Source organism: Bradyrhizobium sp. 195 (genome assembly GCF_023101665.1).
In the GTDB taxonomy this organism is placed as follows: domain Bacteria; phylum Pseudomonadota; class Alphaproteobacteria; order Rhizobiales; family Xanthobacteraceae; genus Bradyrhizobium.
The window spans coordinates 6,403,561-6,425,856 of sequence record NZ_CP082161.1; the positions used below are offsets into that span (position 1 = coordinate 6,403,561).

A 22,296-nucleotide genomic window follows, 5' to 3' on the forward strand; every position below is an offset into this window, starting at 1 on the left:
GTGGAGACTGGCGGCACCCCTACCCGCACACGTCATATGCGGTTGCCGGGGAGCCCCGACTTTCGCCATGTTGACTTTCCACGATCCCCTTCCCCATACTTCGCAAAAAACAACAACCAATCATAAGACGGTTTTAAGGGAGGATAGGATGCCGACTTCACGCAGGCAGCTGCTGAAGGGTACGGCGGCTGCCGCCGCCACACTCAGCCTCGATTGGACACGGGCCCAGGCGCAGGCCGAGAATTTGCGCATCGGCCTGATCTACGACCTCACCGGCCCGTTCGCGGCCGGCGGCTCGGTCGCTTCTTCGGTCGGCGCACAGATCGCCATCGACCTCGTCAACGAGAAGGGCGGCATCGGCGGCAAGACCAAGATCGTACCCGTTGCGGCGGACTCGCAGAGCAAGGCCGATGTGGCCATCAACGAGGCCGAGCGGCTGATCAGCCAGGAAAAGATCGACATCATCAACGGCGTCTATTCCAGCGCGCACGCGGTGCCGATGGCGGCGAAGGTCGAGCAGCAGAAGAAGATCCTCTGGATCACGACCGCGGTCTCGACCGCCGTGTTCAAGGACAAGAACCTGCAATACGTGTTTCGCGCGCAGATCCATTCCGACCAGTACGGCCAGGCCTTTGCCGGCTTCCTCGCCGAGCATGCGCAAGGCAAGCTCGGCATGGAGGCAAAGGACGTCAAGGTCGCGCTGATCCACGAGGACGGCCCCTACGGCGTCGGCGTCGCCGCAGCCGACGAGGCCTACGCCAGGCAAGCCGGCATTCAGGTGGTGCTGCGTGAAGGCTATTCGGCTTCAGCGCCCGACCTCTCGGTGCTCGTCACCAAGATCAAGCGCGCCAAGGCCGACGTGATCTCGCATGCCGGCTACAACCCCGACATCACCCTGTTCCTGCGCCAGGCGCGCGAGAGCGGCCTGCGCTTCAAGATGCTGTTCGGCGCCGGCGCCGGCTACAGCCAGCTCGACAAGCTGCGCGCAACTTTCGGCGCCGACATCGACAATTTCTGCAATATCGATCCGGTGCCGGCGCAATTGCTCGATCCAGCCAAGCTCGCGCCGGGCATGGGCGAGCTGATCAAGACCATGGTCTCGCGCTACCAGGCCAAGACCGGCGCCACCGACGTGCCGCCGCACTGCTCGATGGGTTTTAACCAGACCTGGGTGCTGCTCAACAACGTGCTGCCGGTTGCCAAGGAGAAGTACGGCAGCTTCGAGCCCGAAGCCATTCGCAAGGCGGCGCTCGACGTCGACATTCCCGCCGGTGGCACCATCCAGGGCTATGGCGTGAAATTCTTCCCGCCGGGCACGCCGCTCTCCGGCCAGAACGAACGCTCGACGCCGGTTGTGATGCAGAACGCGGGCGAGCACATCTCGGTGGTGTGGCCGACGAATATCAGGACGCAGGACCCGGTGTTTCCGCTGCCGAAGGGCTCGACCTACGGGACCTAACATGATCACGCTGCACGGGCGGTGCACCCTCTCCCCTTGTGGGAGAGGGTGGCTCGCCGCGTAGCGGCGAGACGGGTGAGGGGTGTCTCTCCGCGCGTGAGCCTCTCGCGTTTGACTTCGCGGAGAGAACCCCTCATCCGGCGCCATAGCCGAAGCTTAGCTTCGGCGTTCCTAAGAACGGCGGCCGAAGGCCGCCTACGCCACCTTCTCCCACAAGGGGAGAAGGATTGCAGCGTGCTTGCGGCAGCAGCGCCCCCTCACAACACCACCCGCCGCCCCTCTTCCGCCGCCCAGTACCCCGCGTAGTTCACCTTGATCGTCTCGTAGGCCAGCGCGAGGTCGGACAGCGGCTGTCGCCTCGTGGCCACGCATTCCATGAAATCCTGGATCTCCTGCAAATAGCCGCGCGTCCATTCCTCCTCGATGCAGACATATTGCCAGCCGGTTTTGCGATCGACCTTTTCGGTGATGTAGACGGAGGCGAGCTTCTCCTCACTGGTCTGGTAGCTCATCAGATGCGTGTTCGGCGTGATGTTGGCGAACAGCGAGCCGCCGCTGGTGTAGGTTTCGATCAGGTTGCGCACGCCGCCCATGATCATGTCCCCTGAGAACACGGTCGCCTTGGTGCCGTCGGAGAAGGTGGCGGTGAGCGTGCCCCAGTCTTCGACGTCGACGGGATTGGCCTTGATGTAGGTGCGCTCTTCGGGCTTGAGGCCTGCGGTGACGTTGCCGACATCGCCGGTGACGCTGGCGACGCGGATGGTCTCGCCGCGCGCCTTCGCCTCGACCTGCTTGAGATAGAGCACGGCCGAGAGCGGGTGACAGCCCATGCGGATCAGCGAGCCACCGCCGGTCATCGCCCATTGCGCGGCGTGGGCCGCATGCGAGCCGGAATGGCTCTCCTCGCCCTTCATGAACAGGACCTTGTCCTTCGTTGCTCTCAGGATCTCCGCGGTCTTGGTCACCGCCGGCGCGTAGATCCAGTCCTCGGCATACATGAAGAGCTTGCCGGTGCGCTCGATCGCCGCGCGCGTCTTGTCCATCTCCTCGAGCACGCGCTCATACATCAGCGCCTTCGGCACATGCCTGCCGATCGGCTGCGCATCGCCGTCACGGCCGAAATAGCCGGCGAATGGTTTTTCGCAGATCACATGCTTGCCGGCCCGCATCGCCGCGACGATCATCTCGGCATGAAGATTGGGCGGCGTGCAGATGTCGACGACGTCGAGCTCGCGGTCCGCGATCAGCTCGGCAAAGCTGCGATAGACGCGCGGGATGCTGTGGCGATCAGCGAATGCGACGACGTGATCGCCGCGCGCAGCGACCGCCGCGACCTCGACGTCCACGCCATAGACGCGCCTGAACGCATACATGTGCAGCTCCGACACGAAGCCGCAGCCGACAAGTCCGACCCTGATCCTGGCCATGGCGCCCCTCCCTTGCTTTCCAGGGCACTATAGCGCGCGGGCCGGCCTATTCCACGGAGACTCGCACCACGCCGGCGCTCATCATGCCGAGTGCGCGGGCGGCCGGCACCGAGAGATCGACGATCCGGCCCCGAATGAAGGGGCCGCGATCGTTGACGCGGCACTGAATCGAACGGCTGCCATAGGACACCCTGAGCACGCTGCCGAACGGGCGCGTCCGGTGCGCGCAGGTCAGCTCGCCGGCTTTGCCGGCTTTCGCATAGCCGTAATAGGAGGCGAGCCCGCTTTCGGCATGGGCAACAGAAAATGCAAAAAGCGAAAAACTGGCAAGGGAAGAGAAGAATAGGGTGGTCTGCGTTCGCACGGCACCGCTCCGGGTTGGCCCTGCCCGGCTGCCAAACGTGGATTTGTTCCCTAAGGTTCCAAACGCTGCCGGGCTGCACCCGGCAGCGCCATCACACATTGTTACTGTTTGTGAAAGACCAGCGTCCGCACCTCGATACTTTCGCGCGGTGCGGCGTCTTGCGGCGTGGTCGGATCGACGAACGCGGTGTGCGGCCCGAAGCGGGTGCGGCCGTCGGTTGCGGAATCATAGCATTTGAGCAGCAGGGCTTCGTCCGGTGTCATCTCGGGGAAGTAGAACCAGCGATGGTTCGGGTTGTACCTCACCGAATAGGTCTCGCCGCGGCGGTTGGGATAGATCAGATCGGAGGCGATCAGATCATCCGGCGCGACCGTCGTGCCGTCGGCCATCGCCAGCGGTGAATCGCGCAACGGACCGCGGATCGGCCGCCACAGATTGATCACCTGCACGCGGCCCTTGAGCAGCTCTTCGGCTTCGTCAGGCAGATGCTCGCGCACGCGGTTGGCGCCGGAGGCGTCGGTCTGGTCGACATGGACGCGCGTTGCCGGCTGGCGCGGACCGCCGCCGCGAATGTCGGCGGCACCCTCGACGCGCTTGCGCACGGTATGGTCGAAGATGACGACGCGGTCGGCCTGCAGCGTCGCGCGCAGGAACGCCTCGACGGCGGGATAGTAGACCGCCCTCACCTCCGCCTCGTCAAAAAAATCCTTCACCCGGGTCGGATGGCGCACCAGCGCAAAGCCTTCGCGGTCGAGCGAGAAATTCTGGGCGATCAGCCGCGCATCGAAGATCGGCACCTGATGCGGCTCGGCGAGCGCAGTGCTCTTTGGCTCGCCCGGCGGCGGATCGAAGGCATAGGTGCGCGGCTTGGTTGTAACAGGTGCGAGATAGATGAGTTCGGCAGTGACGAAGGGAAGCGATTCGATTTTTGTTTCTTGCAGGCCCATGGCCGGTCTCCCGATGTGGTCGTCGGATTGATTTTTGCGGGGATGCGAAGGGGCGCAAGGGAGGCGGTGCAAATAGCAATGGGGGTGTTGTGGGCGGCAGGGAATGCAGAAGGAATATTTCGAGGGCAGCCGGTGCGCGTTGGCCACCTTCTCCCCTTGTGGGAGAAGGTGGCGCGTAGCGCCGGATGAGGGGTGTGTATCCGCGAGTTCAAGATGTCAGAGATGTGATCGCGGAGAGAGACCCCTCACCCGTCTCGCCGCTGCGCGGCGAGACCCTCTCCGTGGCCATCATTCCGCAGCCTCCCCGCGGACGGCCTGGCGCTTGGCGATCAGCTCCCGGGTCAGCGGGATCAGCTCGCGGCCATATTCGATCGCATCGATCAGCGGGTCGAAGCCGCGGATCAGGAAATGGCCGATGCCGAGGTCGTAATAGTCACCGAAGACCTCGGCGACCTGCTCGGGCGTGCCGACCAAGGCCGTGGTGTTGCTGTTGGCGCCGGTGAGTTTTGCGATCTCGGTCCAGAGCCGCTTGTCGATGCGGCTGCCCTGGTCGGCGAGCGTGAGCAGGCGTCGCGCGCCGGCGGTAGCGTGGCCGTCGGCGGGCTTGCGATAGCCGGTCTTGTCCTGAAGCGCTGTGGCGCGCGCAAGAATCTCTTCCGCCTTCTCCCAGGCCTGCTTTTCGGTGGCGGCGATGATCGGACGGACCGACAGGCTGAAGCGCGGCGTCGGCCGCCCCTGGCGGACCGCAGCATTGTGAACACGGGAGGTGACGTCACGCACCTGCGCGTAGGATTCTCCCCATAGCGCAAACGTGTCGGCGTGCTTGCCGGCGACGTCGATTGCCGCATCCGAGGCGCCGCCGAAATAGATGCGGATGCCGTCGGGGCGATACGGCTTTACCTGTGAGAACGCATTTTCGACCTGATAGTAACTGCCCTTGTAGGTGAACGGCTTGTCGCTGGTCCATTCCAGCTTGAGCACATCGAGGAATTCGGAGGTGCGCGCGTAACGCTCGTCCTTGTCGTCGAGCGTATTGCCGTCCTGCCTGAGCTCAGCGGCGTTGCCGCCGGTGATGACGTGAAGCGCGACCCTGCCGCGCGAAAATTGGTCGAGCACGGCGAACTGCCGCGCCAGCAGCGTCGGCGCGGTGAATCCGGGCCGCTGCGCGATCAGCACGTTGAGGCGGGAGGTCGTGTTGAGGACGTGCTGGGCCACCTGGAGCGCGTCCGGCGAGGTCGAATGAAACGCCAGCAGTGCGCGATCGAACCCGGCGTTCTCATGCGCCTTCGCCACCGTCACGATGTGGGTGGGGTCGAGCACCGGTCCTTGGCGGACGACGGTTTCGGACGAATTGTTGTTGCTGATGAAGCCGATGAACTCGATCGACATGTCCGTCTCCTGATTGTTTTCCGGGAAAAGCTAGAGGCCCAATGCGGCTCGGCCGAGGCCGATGCGCGTGGAATCGTCCTGCGGGGTGTGCACGCGGCCGCACAGCACGTCGCGATAGTGGCGCTCCAGCGGATTGGCGCGGGACAGACCGTGATTGCCGGTGAGCGACAGCGCGTCCTCCACCGCGGCAACGGCGTTGTTGGTCACGGTGAGCTTGACGACGTTGGACTCGCTCGCAGAGAGCTGCACGCCGTCATCGAAATCACGCGCAAACGTGTCGATCAGCCGCGCATTGACCGCGAGCCGCGCCTCGATAGCACCGAGAATCTCCTGCGCCCGTGGCAGGCTCGCGAGCGGCGCGCCGAGGCTGGCGGGAACGCGTTGCTTCAGGAAGGAGATCAGCCAGTCCCGCGCGGCGCGGGCGACGCCGTCATAGATCGCGGCGACGAACATTGTGTGGATGGTCGCCTGCGTGACGTCGGGCGTGCGCCAGTCCGCGGGCTTGCGCAGGTCGACCTCGGCATCGAGCGGAATCACCACGTCGTCGAAGATCACGTCGTGGCTGCCGCTGGCGCGCAGGCCATGATGGTCCCAGGTCTCGACGATGCTGGCGCCCGGCAGACCCGCCGGCACCAGGAACTGACCGACGCGCGGCTCGACCTCGTCGGTCCGAGCCCAGACCAGATACCATTTCAGGATCGGCGAGCCCGTCGAATAGATCTTGTGGCCGGAGAGCCGCCAGCCGGTCTCGGTGCGCCGCGCGATCGTCGCGGGCAGGCCGCCGCGGGCGGGCGAGCCGAGCTCCGGCTCGACACGCAGCGCGTTGACGAGCGCGAGGCCCTCGACGCTCTCGCGCGCGAGCTTGCGCGACAGCCGCGCCGGCCAGGTCGGGCTTCGCGCCATGACCAGATGATTGATCGTGTGCATCGACAGCACCAGCGCCGTGGACGGATCGGCCTTGCCGATGATGCCGATCACGCGCGCGGAATATCTTGCGCCTGCTCCGGCACCGCCATGGACGGCCGGCACCGTCAGCGACAACAGGCCGGCTTCCGATAATTCGCGAAAGTTCTCGAACGGGAAGCTGCCGGTGCGGTCGTGCTCGGCCGCGCGCGCGGCAAAGCCCGTCGCCAGCGCCTCGGCGCGGGCGATGTAATCGGGTTCGCTATGCGGCATCCGTCCTTTGGCTGCGGGAGTCACCATGTCGCATCCAGTCCCAGCAGGCGGAGGATCTGGCGGCGCAGATCGGCCAGATATGGATCGCCGCGATGCCGCGGATAGGGCCGATCGACGCGGATGTCGGCCTTCACGCGAGCCGGGCGATCGCTGAAGACGATGACGCGGTTGGCGAGCACCAGGGCCTCCTCGGCGTCGTGCGTCACCAGCAGCGTGGTAAAGCCCTTGCGCTGCCACAGCGCGACGAGTTCGGCCTGCATGGTGATGCGGGTCAGCGAGTCCAATTTTCCGAGCGGCTCGTCGAGGATCAGGATTTTTGGATCGTTGACCAGCGCACGCGCCAGCGCGACGCGCTGCGCCATGCCGCCGGAGAGCTGGTGCGGATAGGCGTTGCGGAACGACGACAGGCCGACCAGATCGAGCGCGGCGTCGACGCGGTGACGCTGGCTCTTCAAAATGCCCTGGGCCTCGAGGCCCAGGGCGACGTTGTCCCAGACCGACCGCCAGGGAAACAGGGTCGGATCCTGGAACACGACCACGCGCGATGGATGCGGGCTTCTGATGCGCTGCTCGTCCTCCCGCAGCCTCCCCGCTTTGGGCTTGTCGAGGCCGGCGACCAGCCGCAGCAAGGTCGACTTGCCGCAGCCGGAGGGCCCGAGCAGCGCCACGAACTCGCCTGGCTCCACGGAGATGCTGACGTCGCTGAGCACCGGAAGTGTGGTGCCGTCGATGTCGAAGGCGTGGCTGACCTGCTCGATGTCGAGCGCGGCGCCGGCGGCCGGATGCGTGATCGCTTCGGCGAGACCTGTAGCTACCATTTCACGGTCCCCTTCTGCCAGACCAGCAGCCGGTCGCGGATGGCAAACAGCAGCGTGATCGCGCCGGAGCAGAGCAGCGACATCACGATCAGCGCCGCATACATGTTGGCGTAGGCGGCCCAGCCCTGCGCCCATTGCAGGTACCAGCCGAGCCCAGCCTTGACGCCGATCATCTCGGCAACGACGAGCACGGCGAAGGACGAGCCCAGTCCCATGAACAGGCCGACGAAGACGTGCGGCAATGCTGCGGGGATCGCGACCTTCAACACCAGGAAGGATGGCTTTGCGCCCAGCGTGCGCGCGACGTCGTAATAGGCGTTGCTGACGCTCGCGACGCCCGACCAGGTCAGCACGGTGACCGGAAAGCCGGTCGCCAGCGCAATCAGGAAGGTCGAGGCGCTCCAGCTCGACGGGAACGTGAAGAAAGCGATCGGCAGCCAAGCGGTCGCCGGCAGCGGGCCGATGAATCGCAGCACCGGATGCACCCAATAGCCGACTGCGCGCGACCAGCCGATCGAGACGCCGGTGAGAAAGCCGACCGTCGCGCCGATCAGATAGCCGCCGAGCTGGAGCTTGACAGAGGCAAAGACGCTATCGAGCAGCTTCGGCAGATCATCGGTATAGACTTCGATGATCGCCTGCGGCGGCGGGAAGAACGGCAGCGGCAGCCAGGCGAATTTGGCGGTCGCGACCTCCCACAGGGTCAGGAACGCGCCGAGTGCGAGGAGCCAGGGCGCGCGCTTGTGCAATGCCCGTCCCGCGGATCCCAAATAGTCGGCGCCGACGGTTCCGAACAGCGCGATCGCCGCAATGACAAAGGCGGCAATGCCGAGCGAATGCGTACGCGTCCAGTCGCCGACATCCTGCCACCACAGGCAGGACAGGCCGAAGGCGATCCAGGCGATGCTGGCGAGAACTCCGGCGCCGGACTCCCGGATCCAGCCCGCAAGCAGCGGCGCGCGGGAGAGACGCGGCGCGCCAGAGGCGAGGCCGTCAGACAGCGAATACGTCGACATAGATGCGCTCCGCGAATTTGGCCGTGTCGGTGCCCGGCTTGAAGACCTGCACGCTCTTCAGATCGTCCGCATAGCCCTTGAGCTCGCGCTTCAGGATCTCGCCGACGGGATGATGATGGTGGGTGTGGTAGCGCACCATGCCCTCGATGTCGGCGAGCGACGCGGTCTTCGGCGCGTAGGGCTGGAACGACTTTGCCGTCACGGCCGGATTTTGCGCGGTGAACGTCGCGGCGTCGAGCAGCGCTTGGGTCAGCGCGCGAGCGACTTGAGGTTCCTCGCGCACAAGCGAGCCGCGCAGGCCAAGGATGCAGCAGCTCTTGTCGCGATACTCGCCGTCGAGATTGGACGCGACTTCCTTGTACTGACTGTCCTTGAGCCAGAGATAGCCGAGCGGATCGGACGACAGAAACGCCTGCACCTCGCCCTTCTCCACGGCGACGTTGAGCAGGTTGCCGGGATAGGCGCGCCAATCGACGTCCTTGTTGGGATCGATGCCGAGCTTTGCGAGCTGAATGGAGAAGAAGTTCTTGTCGGGGCCTGCCAGATCGCCAACCGCGACGATCTTGCCCTTGAGATCGGCGAGCTTGCTTACACTGGAATCCGCGCGGGTCAGGACGCGCATGCAGCCGCCATGGGTGCCGGCGGCGATCTTGACGTCAAAGCCCTGCTCCAGCGGCTTCAGCCAGCGCAGCGCCATGCCGAGACCCGCGTCGCTCTTGCCCGTCGCGATCGCCTCGAGCAATTGGTCGGTCGAGCCGGAATAGTTGATGAGCTCGACGTCGAGATTGTGCTTCTGGAAGAAGCCGTGCTCGATGGCGACCGGCACCGGCGCCAAGCACACCGCGCCGGCGTTCCACGACAGCTTCAGCTTGCGCGGCGCGCCGGTGAGCGCAGGCGCATCCGATGCCGTCCGGCACAGCGGAAACTCCGAGAAATCGACGCCGGTCGCAATCCCGCCCGGCGCGAAGGCCTGCGCCGCACCAAGGGCGCCCAGCGGCGCGGCGAAGGCTGCAGCCAGTCCCGCCTGAAGCAAATGGCGCCGGTCCAGTCCTGAACCGCTGCGCTTGTTGTCGTTGTTCATCAGTCCCCGCTCCTGCGCTGGCACAGCTCCGCCGCTTACGCAACGTGTCGCGTTGCGCATGTTCCGTGCGGAGATGCGTTGAGAGAATGTCGTTCTGCGGCGATCATGCGCCGCGTTGATGCGATGCGTAAATCATGCGGCGCACGCGACGCATCGTCAATGAAATGGAATTTCGAATGTTGCGCGAAGCGAAGTCATTCTCTCCATCGCCGCACGCGGCAACGATGAAAGGATTTTTGCGAATGCGGCTGGCAACTCCGCGCGGGACGACCACACATGCGCATCATTCCTGTGCACATCTCCCTAGCAAGCATGCCATCTTCTCGCGCGCGGCCATTCGATGAAACGTCCTTGCCTGACGCACGCGCAATACGGACGGCCATTTCATTGACTGCGCATAGCGCGATCATAGACTTGATCGTCTCGCTGCATCGTTCGCTCACGCGTCGTGAGCAAAGCAACAAGACAGGCCACATGCGCATCAACTCCCGTCATCATCTCATCACCCGCCGTCTCGCGGCATCGCTGCTTGCCGCCGCCGTCACCTTGTCGACGACTGCCACATTGTTCGCGGCCGACACCGTCGTACTGCGCGTCGGCGACCAGAAGGGCGGCAACCGGTCGCTGCTCGAGATCTCCGGCTACGCGAAAGACCTGCCCTACAAAATCGAATGGTCGGAATTTCCCGCGGCCGCGCCGATCCTCGAAGCGCTCAACGCCGGTGCGCTCGACGTCGGCTATACCGGCGATCTCTCGTTCCTGTCGGTCTATGCGGCCGGCGCGCCGATCAAGGCGATCGGCGGCACCAGGTCGGACGCGAAGACGCAGGCCATTCTGGTACGCCAGGATTCGCCGATCAAATCGGCTGCTGATCTCAGGGGCAAACGGCTCGCCGGCACGCGCGGCGGCTGGGGCCAGTTCCTGATCGACGCAACGCTGGAGAAAGCAGGGATCAAGCTGGAGGATGCGACCTTCGCACCGCTCGGGCCGGTCGACGCCAAGATCGCGCTGCTCGCCGGCTCGATCGATGCCTGGGCGGTGTGGGAGCCCTACGTCTCGTTCGCGACGCTGAAGGACAAGGCCCGGGTGGTCGCCGACGGCGAAGGCCTGACGCCGACCATCACGTTCATCGTCGCATCCGACAACGCCATCGCCACCAAGCGCGCGGCGGTGCAGGACCTGGTGCAGCGGCTCAACAAGGCGCGGCTATGGTCGCTGGATCATGTTGCCGAGTACGCCAGGAACACGGCCGAACTGACCAAGCTGCCGGAAGACGTGCTGCTCTCGGCCTACACCGCACAGCGCACCAGCCCGATCGTGATCGACGAGAACGTGGTCAAGGAAATCCAGGCTGCCTCCGACCGCTCAACGCGCTACGGCATCCTGCCGAAGAAGCTCGACGTCAGCCAAGCCGTCGACCGCAGCTTCACCGCTGCGGCCGCGGGATCGAATTAAGCGACGGCGGCGGGATGCGCAGGCTTCGCCTCAAGGCCGGCCCGCTGCATCTCGCCGCGATCGTGCTCGCGCATTTCGCCTGCATGAGCCTGATCGTGTGGCTGTCGCTCTAGCCGCGCGGTGCTTACCAATAGCCGCGGTAGTAAGGCCGGTAATACGCCCGAGGCCGGTAATACGCCCGAGGCCGGTAGTAGCCATAGCGGTAGCCGTAATAGGGACGGGGACGGTAGTACGAACGATACCCATAACCGTAGCCCGGACCATAGGCGTACGGCCCATAGCCACCACCATAATAGGCCGGCGCATAGCCGTAACCATAGCCCGGATATCCATAACCGCCGTAGTACGGGCCACCGCCATAGTAGCCATAGCCGTAAGGCGCGCCGGCGGCGATGGCACCACCGATGATCGCGCCGGCTGCGAGGCCGCCGAGACCCCAGCCCCAGCCGCCACCCCAGCCGCGACCGCGCCAATATACCGGCGTGACATCATCTCCGACTGCCGCCTTCATCGTCGCGACGTTGGTCGGCAGCGGGGCTGCCGCCACCTGCTGAATTTCGCCGGCGACGACCGCGCCGGCCAGGCCACAGGCAATTGCCGTTCTCCAAATCCTCATCGTCTTACTCCCTGTCTGACGTTTCGCTTGGAAAAAGGATCGCAACACCATGATCGGGTATCCCGGCGCCGAGTCAAAGCCGGATTTTGCGTGCGGCGCACAAGTCCCGCCCACGGCGCGCTGCTGGATCGCCAAGGCGAAAGCATTAAGCTTGCCGCGTTCGCAACCAACAACCTACTTCCTGATTTACTATGCGTGCCGTTACTATCGGTTCCAGTGGGCGCGGGACCGCGGGGCCTTCTCGCGACAAAAAGTCCCGAAATTCCAGAGTGGGAGGATGACATGAGTGCCGTCGGTAATGAGCCGCTTGCCCGTCAGGCGCTGGCGTTCGTCCTGGCCGGGGGGCGCGGCAGCCGGCTTTTGGAGCTGACCGACCGGCGTGCCAAGCCCGCGGTCTATTTCGGCGGAAAATCCCGCATCATCGATTTCGCGCTGTCGAATGCCGTCAATTCAGGCATCCGCCGGATCGCGGTGGCGACCCAGTACAAGGCGCATAGCCTGATCCGCCATCTACAGATGGGCTGGAACTTCTTCCGGCCCGAGCGGAACGAGAGTTTCGACATCCTGCCCGCGAGTCAGCGCGTCTCCGAGAACATGTGGTATGTCGGCACGGCGGACGCGGTCTACCAGAACATCGACATCATCGAATCCCACGCCTGCCGCTTCATCGTGGTGCTGGCGGGCGACCACATCTACAAGATGGATTACGAGGTGATGCTGCGCCAGCACGTCGAGAGCGGCGCCGACGTCACGGTCGGCTGCCTGGAGATGCCGCGCGCGGAATCCTCGGGCTTCGGCATCATGCACGTCGACGAGAACGGCTGGATTCAGGAGTTCCTGGAGAAGCCGAAAGATCCGCCGCCGATGCCGGGCAAGCCGGACGTCTCGCTCGCCAGCATGGGCATCTACGTCTTCAACGCGAAATTCCTGTTCGACCAACTCAAGCGCGACGCCGAGGACTCGAACTCCAACCACGATTTCGGCAAGGACATCATTCCATACCTCGTCAAGAACGGCCGCGCGATCGCGCACCAGTTCTCGACCTCCTGCGTGCGCTCCAACGGCCACAACGGCGCCTATTGGCGTGACGTCGGCACGGTCGACGCCTACTGGTCCGCCAATATCGATCTCACCGACGTCGTGCCGGAGCTCGACCTGTTCGACCGCGCCTGGCCGATCTGGTCCTATGCGGAGATCACGCCGCCGGCGAAATTCGTTCATGACGAGGAGGCCCGGCGCGGCCAGGCCGTGAGCTCGCTGGTCTCGGGCGGCTGCATCATCTCCGGCGCGTCGCTGCGCCGCTCGCTGCTGTTCACCGGCGTGCGCATCAATTCCTATGCCAATGTCGAGAACGCCGTGATCATGCCCTATGTGAATGTCGGACGCGGCGCGCGGCTGAAGAACGTCGTGATCGACCGCGGCGTCGAGATTCCGGAAGGCCTCGTCGTCGGCGAAGATCCCGAGCTCGACATGAAACGATTCCGCACCACCGAGCAGGGCATCTCGCTAATCACCCAGCCGATGATCGACGGGCTCAATAAATGACGCCTGTTCGCGTCCTCGCGGTCGCTTCTGAAGTCTATCCCATCGTCAAGACCGGCGGCCTCGCGGATGTCGCCGGCGCGCTGCCGATCGCGCTGAAGGCGCATGGCGTCGAGATGCGCACCTTGATGCCGGGCTATCCCGACGTGATGCGGCTCGTATCGAACGCCGAGGAGATCCGGCACTGGCCGGATTATTTCGGCGGCCCCGGACGGCTGCTCGCCGGCTCCCACGATGGGCTCGACCTATTCGTGCTCGACGTGCCGCATCTATATGCGCGGCCGGGCAACCCCTACGTCACCAGCGAGGGCGTCGACTGGCCGGACAATGGCGTGCGCTTCGCGGCGCTGTCGCGCATCGCCGCCGATATCGGCCACGGCCTCGTCCCGGCCTTCGTGCCCGATGTCGTGCACGCCCACGACTGGCAGGCCGGGCTCGCGCCGGCCTATCTGCACTACGACAATCGCCCGCGGCCCGCGACCGTGATGACCATCCACAACATGGCCTATCAGGGCAAATTCGCGCCTGAGCTGATCGGCGCGATCGGCCTGCCCTGGCATTCCTTCAACGTCGATGAACTCGAATATTTCGGCGGCATCAGCTTCCTGAAAGCCGGCCTGCAATTCGCCGATCGCATCACCACGGTGTCGCCGACCTACGCGCGGGAGATCCAGAGCGACGAAGGCGGCATGGGGTTCGGCGGCCTCTTGCGCGCACGCGCGCATGTGCTCAGCGGCATCCTCAACGGCATTGACATCTCGGTGTGGAATCCGCAGGACGATCCGCACATCGCCTACCGCTACGGCGCGGAGGACCTGACGTTCCGGGCCGCGAACAAGGCGGTGCTGCAGCAGCAGTTCAACCTCGATTCCTCGGATGAAGCGCCGCTGCTCGGCGTCATCAGCCGGCTGTCGTGGCAGAAGGGGCTCGATCTCCTGCTCGAGGTCATTCCAACCATCTTGGGCGAAGGCATGCAGCTCGCGCTGCTCGGCAGCGGCGACCGCGATCTCCAGGATCGCTACCAGGCCGCGGCCCGCGCAAATCCCGGCCGGATCGGGGTCGTGATCGGCTATGACGAGATCCTGGCGCATCTGCTCCAGGCCGGCTCGGACGCGCTTCTCGTGCCCTCGCGCTTCGAGCCATGCGGCCTGACCCAGCTGTGCGCGCTGCGCTACGGTGCCGTCCCGATCGTCGCACGCGTCGGCGGGCTCGAGGACACCATCGTCGATGTCGGCGAGGCCGACGCCTCCGGGCGCGATGCCACCGGATTCAAGTTCGCACCCGTGACGGCGGATGCCTTCGCCGGCAGCTTGCGCAAGGCCAACACCGCCTTCCACGACAAGCAGACCTGGCGCCGGCTGCAACGTAACGGCCTTGCGACCGACGTGTCCTGGCGCAACCGCGCCGGCGACTATGCCGCGCTCTATCGCGATCTCATGACATCCCGCGCGTGAGGCGTGGCCGTCGTCGAATCCATGCTATAGAGCCGCCATGGACCCTTTCGTGATCAAGCTGATCGGCTTTGCCGCCGCTACCTGCACCACCGTGGCCTACGCGCCGCAAGCCATCAAAGTGTGGAAGACCCGCTCCACCGGAGACATCTCGCTCGGCATGTTCCTGGTCATGGTGCTGGGCTTGGCGCTTTGGCTCGTCTACGGCCTGCTCTCGGGCGATGCCCCGCTGGTCGCCGCCAACGCCATCACCATGGTGCTCGCCGGCGGCATCCTGTTCATGAAGCTGAAATACGGGTGAGGTAGCGCAGATCCGTAGGGCGGATTAGCCGAAGGCGTAATCCGCCACCTTTGCTGCAGCACGACGGCGGATTACGCCAGCGGACTGCGCTTCGCGCAGCCGCAGGCTAATCCGCCCTACGATACTACGACTATCCAAACATATACGACGCCATCGCGACGCTCGCGACCTCGTCGACGAAAACACGGTGACCCACGTCGCTGCCGGCCGCGCCGGCGGCCACCATCAGCGGCAGCAGGTGGTCCTCGCGCGGATGGGCCAGGCGCGCGCTCGGTGCGTTGTCCCAATCAACCAGCATCGCGTTGCGGCGGGCCGGATCCGGGTTGCTGATCGCCTCATTGAGATAGGCCTCGAAATCGTAGGAGACAGGCTTGGACTCCGGCCGGTTGAAGCCGCGCATGTTGTGATAGGTCAGCCCGCTGCCGACGATCAGGATGCCTTCATCGCGGAGCGATGCAATCGCCTGCCCGACCTTGACGTGCTCGGCCGCGTCATAACTCGACTTCAGCGAGAGCAGCACGATCGGCATGTCGGCGTCCGGATACATCAGCCCGAGCGGCACGAAGGTGCCGTGATCAAAACCCTGATTGGGATCTTCCCGGCAATCGAGGCCTGCGCGCGCGAGCAGCGCCTTCACCTCGGCTGCGAGCTCGGGCTGGCCCGGCGCCGGATATTTGAGGCGGTAGGTATGCTCGGGGAAACCGTAGTAGTCGTACACCATCGGCGGATGCGCCGAGGTCGACACGGTGAAGGCATCGGCCTCCCAATGGCCGGTGATGACGAGCACGGCCTTCGGCCTCGCCGGCAACAGCTGCGGCAGCCGGCCGAACTCCGCCGCGGTCTTGGCATATTGCACCCGCCTGTCGTCCATGAACGGCCAAGGACCGCCGCCATGCGACAGGAAGAGGGTCGGAAATCGCGTCATGGGTTCGTCTCGTCGGCAACATGCGCGTGCAAATGCCCGCGCGACCGGCGGCGAGCATAGGCAAACCGGCATGGTTAGCAAGTCGTTAACGATTTGCCGCCCAAAATCCGGACGTGGCCGAAGCAGTCGGCCTGAAGACAGGTGAGACGTGAGATGAAGAAGTTTGCGCTGGGGGACGTCGTCAACAGTGACAAGGGCCGCCGCGGCATCGTTCGCGCCGCCTTCAAGTCGCGGGATGGCCAGCAATTCTACGCCGTCGAGAAGGACGGTGCGATGGACTATCTGGAGGAAGACCGGCTGAGCCCGGCGCCGCGCGTCGAGCTCGCGGCTTAAGTCCAACTCAATTTCTGCTCTCGCCTGTGAGCCGGTCAAGACGCTCCGCGAAGGGATCGTCCCCGCTCGCGATGCGATCGTTCGTGATCAGCAGCAGGCGATCGCGGCCTGCCGCGGCGTTCCAATGCGGCAGATCGAGACCGTTGGGATCACCGCTCCTGGCGAAGTTGATCCAATAGGACCGCATGCGACTTGCGACCTCGCGATCACCTCGCGAGAGGATGCCCGCTCCTGGCACGCCTTCCACACCGAAGATGAACTGCAATTCCCGCCCGTGCCCGCCCTCGGGATTGGCGCGGCCGGACTCAGGCACATAGGCGAAGCGATAGCGAAAGGTCGCCGCGCCGCCTGCGGCATGTAGGCGGGCCAGCAATCTTGCGGGCTCGGAAAAGACCTTGTCGGTATAGAACCGTGCCGCAAGCTCCGAAGGCCTGGCAAGGTCGGGATAGAGCCTGTGCAGCTCATCGTTTGTGATGCCCGAAGATGCGACCTCCTCCTTGATCTCGAACTCACTGTCGAAACCGGTCTCGTCATCGTTCGAGCCGATGATCAGGGGAATGCGGCTTTGATGTCCGGCCGCAAAGCCGGCGGCAATCTCCTCGGTCACGAGACGTCCGTCTATGGTTGGCGCGAAGCAGCGTCGCGATTTCCGCAACAGACTGCTTTCGGCCGCACGCAGGTACCGCGGTTCGGCGGCACGCCAATCGGCCTGCGGTCCAAGCGCCGCGACGAACTGACGGCCGAGGGCTTCGGCGTCCTGTGCCGAGCGCAGGTGCGCGCGAGCGGGGACCGATTGCAGAATGGCTTTCTGGAAGAGACCCTGCGATTGCGCAGACAGCATCAGCAGCGCGATCGACGTCGCGCCTGCATCGCTGCCGAACAGGGTGACGTTGTCAGGATCGCCGCCGAAGGCCGCGATGTTGTCGTGAACCCATCGAAGTGCCGCGATCTGGTCCATCAGCCCGTGATTGCCCGAGCCCTGCGACAGCGCCGGGTGAGCGAGCCAGCCGAGCACACCAAGGCGATAGTTGACGGTGACCACGATGAGGCCGGCCTGCGCGAGCTTGGCGCCGTCGTACAGCCGATCATTCGCCGTGCCGCCGATAAAGCCGCCACCGTGAATGAAGATCATCACCGGCAGCGGACCGTCGACCCCGAAGGGACGGAACACGTTCAGCGTGAGACAATCCTCGCTCGAAGCCTGTAGCGCCGGCTGAAGGCACGGCGCGCCATACTCGTAGGCGGTGTGCATCTCCGAACTTTCGAGCGTCGGCTGCGGCGGGCGCCAGCGCAGCGCACCGACCGGCGGCGAAGCATAGGCCAGCCCCTTGAACGAGGCCACCTCGCCTTCGACGGCGCCGAGCATCTGCCCTTCACGCGTCAGTGCGAATGGAAACTGTCCGACCGGCTGAGCCACGGCCGAGCCGGCGCAGCACAGGACAATGGAAGCCGCAACAAGCGCGAGCAGGGGTTGCATCTTCGGAGCATCTCGATGCGCGGACGGTTTCCTGCAGATTACGTCCGCGGCCGTCAGAGAGGCAAGCCTCGCGCGACCTAGCCGCCCTTGGCAATGAGCTCCGCCAGCGCGTGGCGCGCGACGATGCCGAGCTCGCCGAGGGTGGAGTGGCCAGCCCCTGCCGCCTCGATCAGGCGCTCGGCGATGAACCTGCGGCTGTCGTGATCGCCACCATACGGCAGTTGGCGGCACGTCTCCTCCAGGACGACGTCCATGTTCGCTTTGGTCCGCTCACTCAACTCTGGCATGACGCTCGGTCGCTACGCGTGGCTTGTAGCCGCAAGCATACACAGACGGATCGGACATGATTACCCCGGGTGATCACGGCCATTGTGCATCGCGATGCGTGTGGCGCCGCAAGGTTCACGTGGCCATGATGCTGCCCCAAACGACCACCGAAGATTGCACTTGCTGTGATGACAAGCTGAACCTGCGGCGATAGCCTGCCGGCAAAACAAAACACACGGGAGGAATGCGATGCCTGACGCAATGGTTGCTACACGTGCCTCCGACGAGCGCGGAACTGCCCAGCAGGTCGATGTTGCCGTGGTAGGCGCCGGATTTGCCGGCCTCTATCTTCTACATCGCCTGCGCAAGGCCGGCTTCAAGGCGGTCGCCCTCGAAGAGGCCGGCGACGTCGGTGGCACCTGGTACTGGAACCGCTATCCGGGCGCCCGCTGCGACATCCAGACCATCGACTACAGCTACACCTTCGATCCCGAGCTCGAGACCGCCTGGACCTGGTCGGAGAAATACGCGACCCAGCCCGAGATCCTGCGCTATTTCGGCTTCGTCGCCGACCGCTACGACCTCAGGCGCGACATCCGCTTCGGGACCAAGGTCACCGAAGCCAAATGGGACGAGAAGGCCGAGCGTTGGCAGCTGACTACCGACAACGGCGCGCCGGTCTCCTGCCGTCACTACATCATGGCGACCGGCTGCCTTTCGGCGCCAAAGCCGCCGGAGATCGACGGCGTCAAGGATTTCGAAGGCGAGGTCTATTTCACCGGACGCTGGCCGCATGACGGCGTCAACCTCGCGGGAAAGCGCGTCGCCGTGATCGGCACGGGCTCGTCGGCCATCCAGTCGATCCCGCTGATCGCCGAGCAGGCCGCGCATCTGACCGTGTTCCAGCGCACTCCGAACTTCGCGCTGCCGGCGCATAACGGCCCGGCACCATCCGACCGCATGAGCCTGCTGCAAGGCGATCGCGCGGCCTATCGCGAGCAGGCGCGCCAGTCGATGACCGGCGTGCCCTATCCGCAGCAGACGGTCGTGAGCTGGCAATTGAGTGATGCCGAGCGTCGTGAGCGGTTCGAACGTGCCTGGGCAGCCGGCGACCTCATCCACATCCTGACGCAGCTCTGGGCCGACCAGGCTGTCGACATCGACGGCAACAAGATCGTCCAGGACCTGATCCGCGAGAAGATCCGCGCCGCCGTCAGGGATCCCGAGACCGCCGCGGCGCTCACGCCGCACGACCACCCCTTCGGCGCCAAGCGCCCCTGCCTCGATACGAATTACTACGCGACCTACAACCGGCCGAACGTCACGCTGGTCAATCTGCGCCAGGAGCCGATCAAGGCGATCACGGCGAGCGGGATCTCCACGAACGGCCGCAGCATCGACGTCGATGTCATCGTGTTTGCGACCGGGTTCGATGCCATGACCGGCGCGATCCGCGCCGTGCATCCGATCACTGGACGCGGCGGCAAGTCGCTCACCGACGTCTGGGCGCAGGGGCCGCAGACCTATCTCGGGCTCACGGTCGAGGGCTTCCCGAACTTCTTCATGATCACCGGTCCCGGCAGCCCGTCGGTGCTGTCCAACATGGCGGTGTCGATCGAGCAGCATGTCGATTGGGTGGTCGACCGCCTGGCCGCGCTGCGCGATGCCGGCTTCACCACGATGGAGCCGACCGAGACGGCGCAGGCCGGCTGGGCCCGACACATGGCCGACTGTTCGACGCTGACGCTGCACCGGCTCGCCAACACCTGGTACACGGGCGCCAACGTGCCCGGCAAGGTGCAGGGCCTGATGCCCTATACCGGCGGCGTCGGCCCCTATCGAAGCATCTGCGACGAGGTGGTCAGCCGCGGCATGCTGGGCTTCAAGCTCACCGGCCCTGGCGGCACGGAGCAATGCAATGACGGCGAGGTGGTGCGCCTGCAGCCGGACGTGCGGCTGGTGCTCAACCTGCTGGCGTCGCTGAACCTGCCGCCGATCGAGTCGATGGGCGCGCTCGGCGCCCGCGCCTTCGTGGACGAGTTCAACAAAGGCCGGCCCGCCGGGCGGCCGATCGGCGACATTGCCGACGGCACCCTGCCCGTCATCGACGGCGCGCTGCCCTACCGCGTCTACAAGCCGGCCACGCCGGGACCACATCCGATCGTGGTCTATTTCCACGGCGGCGGATGGGTGCTCGGCGACGAGCAGTCGGACGAGCCGTTCTGCCGCGACATGGTGCGGCGGACCGGCATGATGTTCGTCAGCGTCGGCTATCGTCATGCGCCGGAGCATCGCTTCCCGACCGCGGCCGAAGACGGCTATGCGGCAACCCGCTGGATCGCCGAGCACGCCACTGAACTCGGCGGCAGGCCGGGCCCGGTGCTGGTTGCGGGCTGGAGCGCCGGCGGCAACATCGCCGCCGTCACCTGCCAGCTCGCGCGCGACCGTGGCGGGCCCGAGATCGCCGGCCAGCTCCTGATCTGCCCGGTCACCGACTGCACCTTCGACCGCCCCTCCTACAACGACAATGCGACGGGCTACTTCCTGACGCGCTCGCTGATGTACTGGTTCTGGGACCTCTACTGCTCGCCGGCGGACCGCACCGATCCGCGCGTCTCGCCACTCCGCGGCAAGGTAGCCGGCTTGCCGCCGGCTCTCGTGGTGACCTGCGAGTTCGATCCCTTGCGCGACGAAGGTATCGCTTATTCCGAGGCCATGGCGGCCGCAGGCGTCCCGGTCGAGCAGCTCAGGGCGCACGGCCATTTCCACTCGTCGTTCACCATGGTCGATGTGGTGATCACCGGCGCGCCGGGCCGGGGACAGATGGCGGAAGCCTTGCGACGCTTCGCCGGGCTCCCGCTGGAAATCAGCAGCAGTGACGAGCACGGCCAAGGTCAGGCCAGCCCGGGGCACAGGATCGCGGCGGCCGCGAGCTGACAACGACAGGCCGGCCGGGAACCTTTTCCCGGCTGCCGCGTTGCAGGTCCGTGGCATTGAGATGCAGCGACAGGTGTAGGCCCCGGCACGTAGATTCGCGTGCCGGGGCATTTTTTGCGTGAGGCGAAGCGATGGGGGACGGTGTTGCGGATTCAAAGGTCGATTTCGGTGCGCTTGCCGCGCTGCATAAATGGCCCTCGCTTGCGAACCAGCGCCGGCCGGACCGGGAGCCGTATCAGATAAGCGAAGGCACTCTTGATGAGTGCATCTCGGTCTTCATGGAGAAGCCGGCGGCGACCCGGCATCTCTATGAGATTCGAACAGTGGCGCAGCCGCCACTCGTGACGGGCATTCTCTCGTCCGAACACATCATCGAACTGTCGCGCTGGAGAGAATTTCTCCGATAGTCCCGGAAGGCGAGTGAGCGCAGGGGTCGTGCCCCTCCTCACGGCTCGATCTTGAGCGTCGCTTTCATGTTGGGATGATAGCGGCAGTAATAATCGACCGTTCCCGCCTTCTTCAGAACTGATGTCGCCGATTTCTTCGGCGGCAGTGTCACGTCGAAGTCGCCGTTCCTCGCGGTGGCGGTGTGTGCGAAGACGTCCTTGTTGATCCAGCTGATGGTGTCGCCGACCCTCGCAGACACATCAGCCGGAGATATCTCGAGATTCCCCATCGTGATCTCGATGGTCGCGGCGTGTGCCGGGACGACCATCGCCGCGAAGACAAGCGCGATAGCGATCGAAACTGGCCGCCCCGACATCATCGCACCCTCCTTATTTCAGCTCGGCCGCGACGTGCTCGGCGTGTTGCTGATGGCCCTGGAAAATCTTCAGACCGGTTTGCAGCAGGCTCTTCAGCTCGGCATTGTTCGCGGACGGAATCAGCTGGGTCTCCAGCGCGCCGTTGACCGCCTTGTGGTAGGCGACCTCGTTGGCGACATAGGCCTTGTCGAACGCCGCGCCGTCCAGCTTGTCGAGCTCGGCCAGCTTGTCGCTCGCCTGCTTGGACAGCGCCTTGCTGGTGTCGTTGTCCTCCGGCGTGACGTTCAGCTTCTTGACCAGCGCGAGCGCCTGCTTGTTGACCGTCTCGTGGTCGCGCAGCATGTCCTCCGCGAACGCTTTCACATCCTTGCTCTTGGCCTTCTTCTGCGCCTGTTTGGCCGCGTTGATGTCGATCACGCCGGCGGTGTAGGCGATGTGAGCGATCTGCGGATCGGAGGGTTTGTCGGCCGCGCTGGCGCCTTGCAGCAGCGCGGGGCTCGACAACAGAATTGCTGCGGCGACCGCCGCGCTCCATCGGATCAACATGGTTT

The 22,296-nt window shown here is 65.0% G+C and carries 22 protein-coding genes; 8 read left to right on the forward strand and 14 right to left on the reverse strand.

The genetic code is table 11. The features are described 5' to 3' along the window. Window positions 1-148 precede the first annotated feature (148 nt). Window positions 149-1,459, forward strand: a complete 1,311-nt coding sequence (locus tag IVB26_RS29985; RefSeq protein WP_247968669.1) for an ABC transporter substrate-binding protein — start codon at window positions 149-151, stop codon at window positions 1,457-1,459. A 257-nt stretch (window positions 1,460-1,716) separates the two neighbouring features. Here IVB26_RS29985 and IVB26_RS29990 read toward each other — a convergent pair whose 3' ends face one another. The 8 genes from IVB26_RS29990 to IVB26_RS30025 form a co-directional block, all read right to left on the reverse strand. Then, window positions 1,717-2,886 (reverse strand): Gfo/Idh/MocA family protein, encoded by a 1,170-nt coding sequence (locus IVB26_RS29990; RefSeq protein ID WP_247968670.1) that lies wholly within the window; start codon window positions 2,884-2,886, stop codon window positions 1,717-1,719. Window positions 2,887-2,932: 46 nt separating this feature from the next. Further along, window positions 2,933-3,250: a septal ring lytic transglycosylase RlpA family protein gene (locus IVB26_RS29995; protein ID WP_247968671.1), complete on the reverse strand. Its 318-nt coding sequence runs from the start codon at window positions 3,248-3,250 to the stop codon at window positions 2,933-2,935. Between the two features lie 101 nt (window positions 3,251-3,351). Continuing rightward, the gene (locus IVB26_RS30000) at window positions 3,352-4,197 is read right to left on the reverse strand and encodes a CmcJ/NvfI family oxidoreductase (protein ID WP_247968672.1); all 846 of its coding nucleotides are present in this window, start codon (window positions 4,195-4,197) and stop codon (window positions 3,352-3,354) included. Between the two features lie 288 nt (window positions 4,198-4,485). Next, a complete protein-coding gene (locus IVB26_RS30005) occupies window positions 4,486-5,586 on the reverse strand; it encodes an LLM class flavin-dependent oxidoreductase (protein WP_247968673.1) in 1,101 nt (366 codons plus the stop codon). A gap of 30 nt (window positions 5,587-5,616) precedes the next feature. After that, window positions 5,617-6,789, reverse strand: coding sequence for an acyl-CoA dehydrogenase family protein (locus IVB26_RS30010; protein ID WP_247968674.1), 1,173 nt, complete (start codon window positions 6,787-6,789; stop codon window positions 5,617-5,619). Next, window positions 6,783-7,580, reverse strand: a complete 798-nt coding sequence (locus tag IVB26_RS30015; protein WP_247968675.1) for an ABC transporter ATP-binding protein — start codon at window positions 7,578-7,580, stop codon at window positions 6,783-6,785. The genes IVB26_RS30010 and IVB26_RS30015 overlap by 7 nt, the downstream gene beginning before the upstream one ends. Continuing rightward, window positions 7,574-8,596 (reverse strand): ABC transporter permease, encoded by a 1,023-nt coding sequence (locus IVB26_RS30020; RefSeq protein WP_247968676.1) that lies wholly within the window; start codon window positions 8,594-8,596, stop codon window positions 7,574-7,576. Before IVB26_RS30020 ends, IVB26_RS30015 begins: the two co-directional genes overlap by 7 nt. Continuing rightward, window positions 8,574-9,677, reverse strand: a complete 1,104-nt coding sequence (locus IVB26_RS30025) for an ABC transporter substrate-binding protein (protein ID WP_247968677.1) — start codon at window positions 9,675-9,677, stop codon at window positions 8,574-8,576. The genes IVB26_RS30020 and IVB26_RS30025 overlap by 23 nt, the downstream gene beginning before the upstream one ends. A 474-nt stretch (window positions 9,678-10,151) precedes the next feature. Between IVB26_RS30025 and IVB26_RS30030 the strand changes: the two genes are divergently transcribed. Next, entirely contained in the window at window positions 10,152-11,132 is a 981-nt protein-coding gene (locus IVB26_RS30030) for an ABC transporter substrate-binding protein (protein ID WP_247968678.1), read from the forward strand. A gap of 124 nt (window positions 11,133-11,256) precedes the next feature. Here IVB26_RS30030 and IVB26_RS30035 read toward each other — a convergent pair whose 3' ends face one another. Beyond that, on the reverse strand, window positions 11,257-11,748 hold the full coding sequence (locus tag IVB26_RS30035) for a hypothetical protein (RefSeq protein WP_247968679.1): 492 nt from the start codon (window positions 11,746-11,748) through the stop codon (window positions 11,257-11,259). A gap of 282 nt (window positions 11,749-12,030) precedes the next feature. Here IVB26_RS30035 and glgC point away from each other — a divergent pair, with 282 nt between their 5' ends. From glgC to IVB26_RS30050, 3 genes are read left to right on the forward strand one after another with little or no spacing between them, the layout of a single operon-like run. Then, the gene (glgC, locus tag IVB26_RS30040; protein ID WP_247968680.1) at window positions 12,031-13,293 is read left to right on the forward strand and encodes a glucose-1-phosphate adenylyltransferase; all 1,263 of its coding nucleotides are present in this window, start codon (window positions 12,031-12,033) and stop codon (window positions 13,291-13,293) included. Next, window positions 13,290-14,744 carry a glycogen synthase GlgA gene (glgA, locus tag IVB26_RS30045; RefSeq protein ID WP_247968681.1) on the forward strand — a complete coding sequence of 485 codons (1,455 nt, stop codon included), beginning with the start codon at window positions 13,290-13,292 and terminating at the stop codon, window positions 14,742-14,744. Before glgC ends, glgA begins: the two co-directional genes overlap by 4 nt. A 37-nt stretch (window positions 14,745-14,781) precedes the next feature. Further along, on the forward strand, window positions 14,782-15,042 hold the full coding sequence (locus tag IVB26_RS30050) for a SemiSWEET transporter (protein WP_247968682.1): 261 nt from the start codon (window positions 14,782-14,784) through the stop codon (window positions 15,040-15,042). 130 nt (window positions 15,043-15,172) lie between these two features. Here the strand turns inward: IVB26_RS30050 and IVB26_RS30055 are convergent, their stop codons facing one another. Further along, window positions 15,173-15,967 (reverse strand): DODA-type extradiol aromatic ring-opening family dioxygenase, encoded by a 795-nt coding sequence (locus IVB26_RS30055; RefSeq protein ID WP_247968683.1) that lies wholly within the window; start codon window positions 15,965-15,967, stop codon window positions 15,173-15,175. A 153-nt stretch (window positions 15,968-16,120) separates the two neighbouring features. Here IVB26_RS30055 and IVB26_RS30060 point away from each other — a divergent pair, with 153 nt between their 5' ends. Beyond that, the gene (locus tag IVB26_RS30060; protein WP_246930086.1) at window positions 16,121-16,300 is read left to right on the forward strand and encodes a hypothetical protein; all 180 of its coding nucleotides are present in this window, start codon (window positions 16,121-16,123) and stop codon (window positions 16,298-16,300) included. Between the two features lie 7 nt (window positions 16,301-16,307). Here IVB26_RS30060 and IVB26_RS30065 read toward each other — a convergent pair whose 3' ends face one another. After that, a complete protein-coding gene (locus IVB26_RS30065) occupies window positions 16,308-17,777 on the reverse strand; it encodes a carboxylesterase/lipase family protein (protein ID WP_247968684.1) in 1,470 nt (489 codons plus the stop codon). 77 nt (window positions 17,778-17,854) lie between these two features. Then, window positions 17,855-18,064, reverse strand: a complete 210-nt coding sequence (locus IVB26_RS30070; protein ID WP_246931699.1) for a hypothetical protein — start codon at window positions 18,062-18,064, stop codon at window positions 17,855-17,857. Between the two features lie 229 nt (window positions 18,065-18,293). Between IVB26_RS30070 and IVB26_RS30075 the strand changes: the two genes are divergently transcribed. Beyond that, window positions 18,294-20,981: a flavin-containing monooxygenase gene (locus tag IVB26_RS30075; protein WP_247968685.1), complete on the forward strand. Its 2,688-nt coding sequence runs from the start codon at window positions 18,294-18,296 to the stop codon at window positions 20,979-20,981. 131 nt (window positions 20,982-21,112) lie between these two features. Continuing rightward, entirely contained in the window at window positions 21,113-21,388 is a 276-nt protein-coding gene (locus tag IVB26_RS30080; protein WP_247968686.1) for a hypothetical protein, read from the forward strand. A gap of 38 nt (window positions 21,389-21,426) precedes the next feature. Here the strand turns inward: IVB26_RS30080 and IVB26_RS30085 are convergent, their stop codons facing one another. Both IVB26_RS30085 and IVB26_RS30090 read right to left on the reverse strand, forming a co-directional pair. After that, entirely contained in the window at window positions 21,427-21,744 is a 318-nt protein-coding gene (locus IVB26_RS30085) for a cupredoxin domain-containing protein (protein ID WP_247973307.1), read from the reverse strand. Window positions 21,745-21,757: 13 nt separating this feature from the next. Further along, complete coding sequence (locus tag IVB26_RS30090) at window positions 21,758-22,291, reverse strand: DUF4142 domain-containing protein (RefSeq protein ID WP_247968687.1); 534 nt, start codon at window positions 22,289-22,291, stop codon at window positions 21,758-21,760. Window positions 22,292-22,296: the final 5 nt, after the last annotated feature.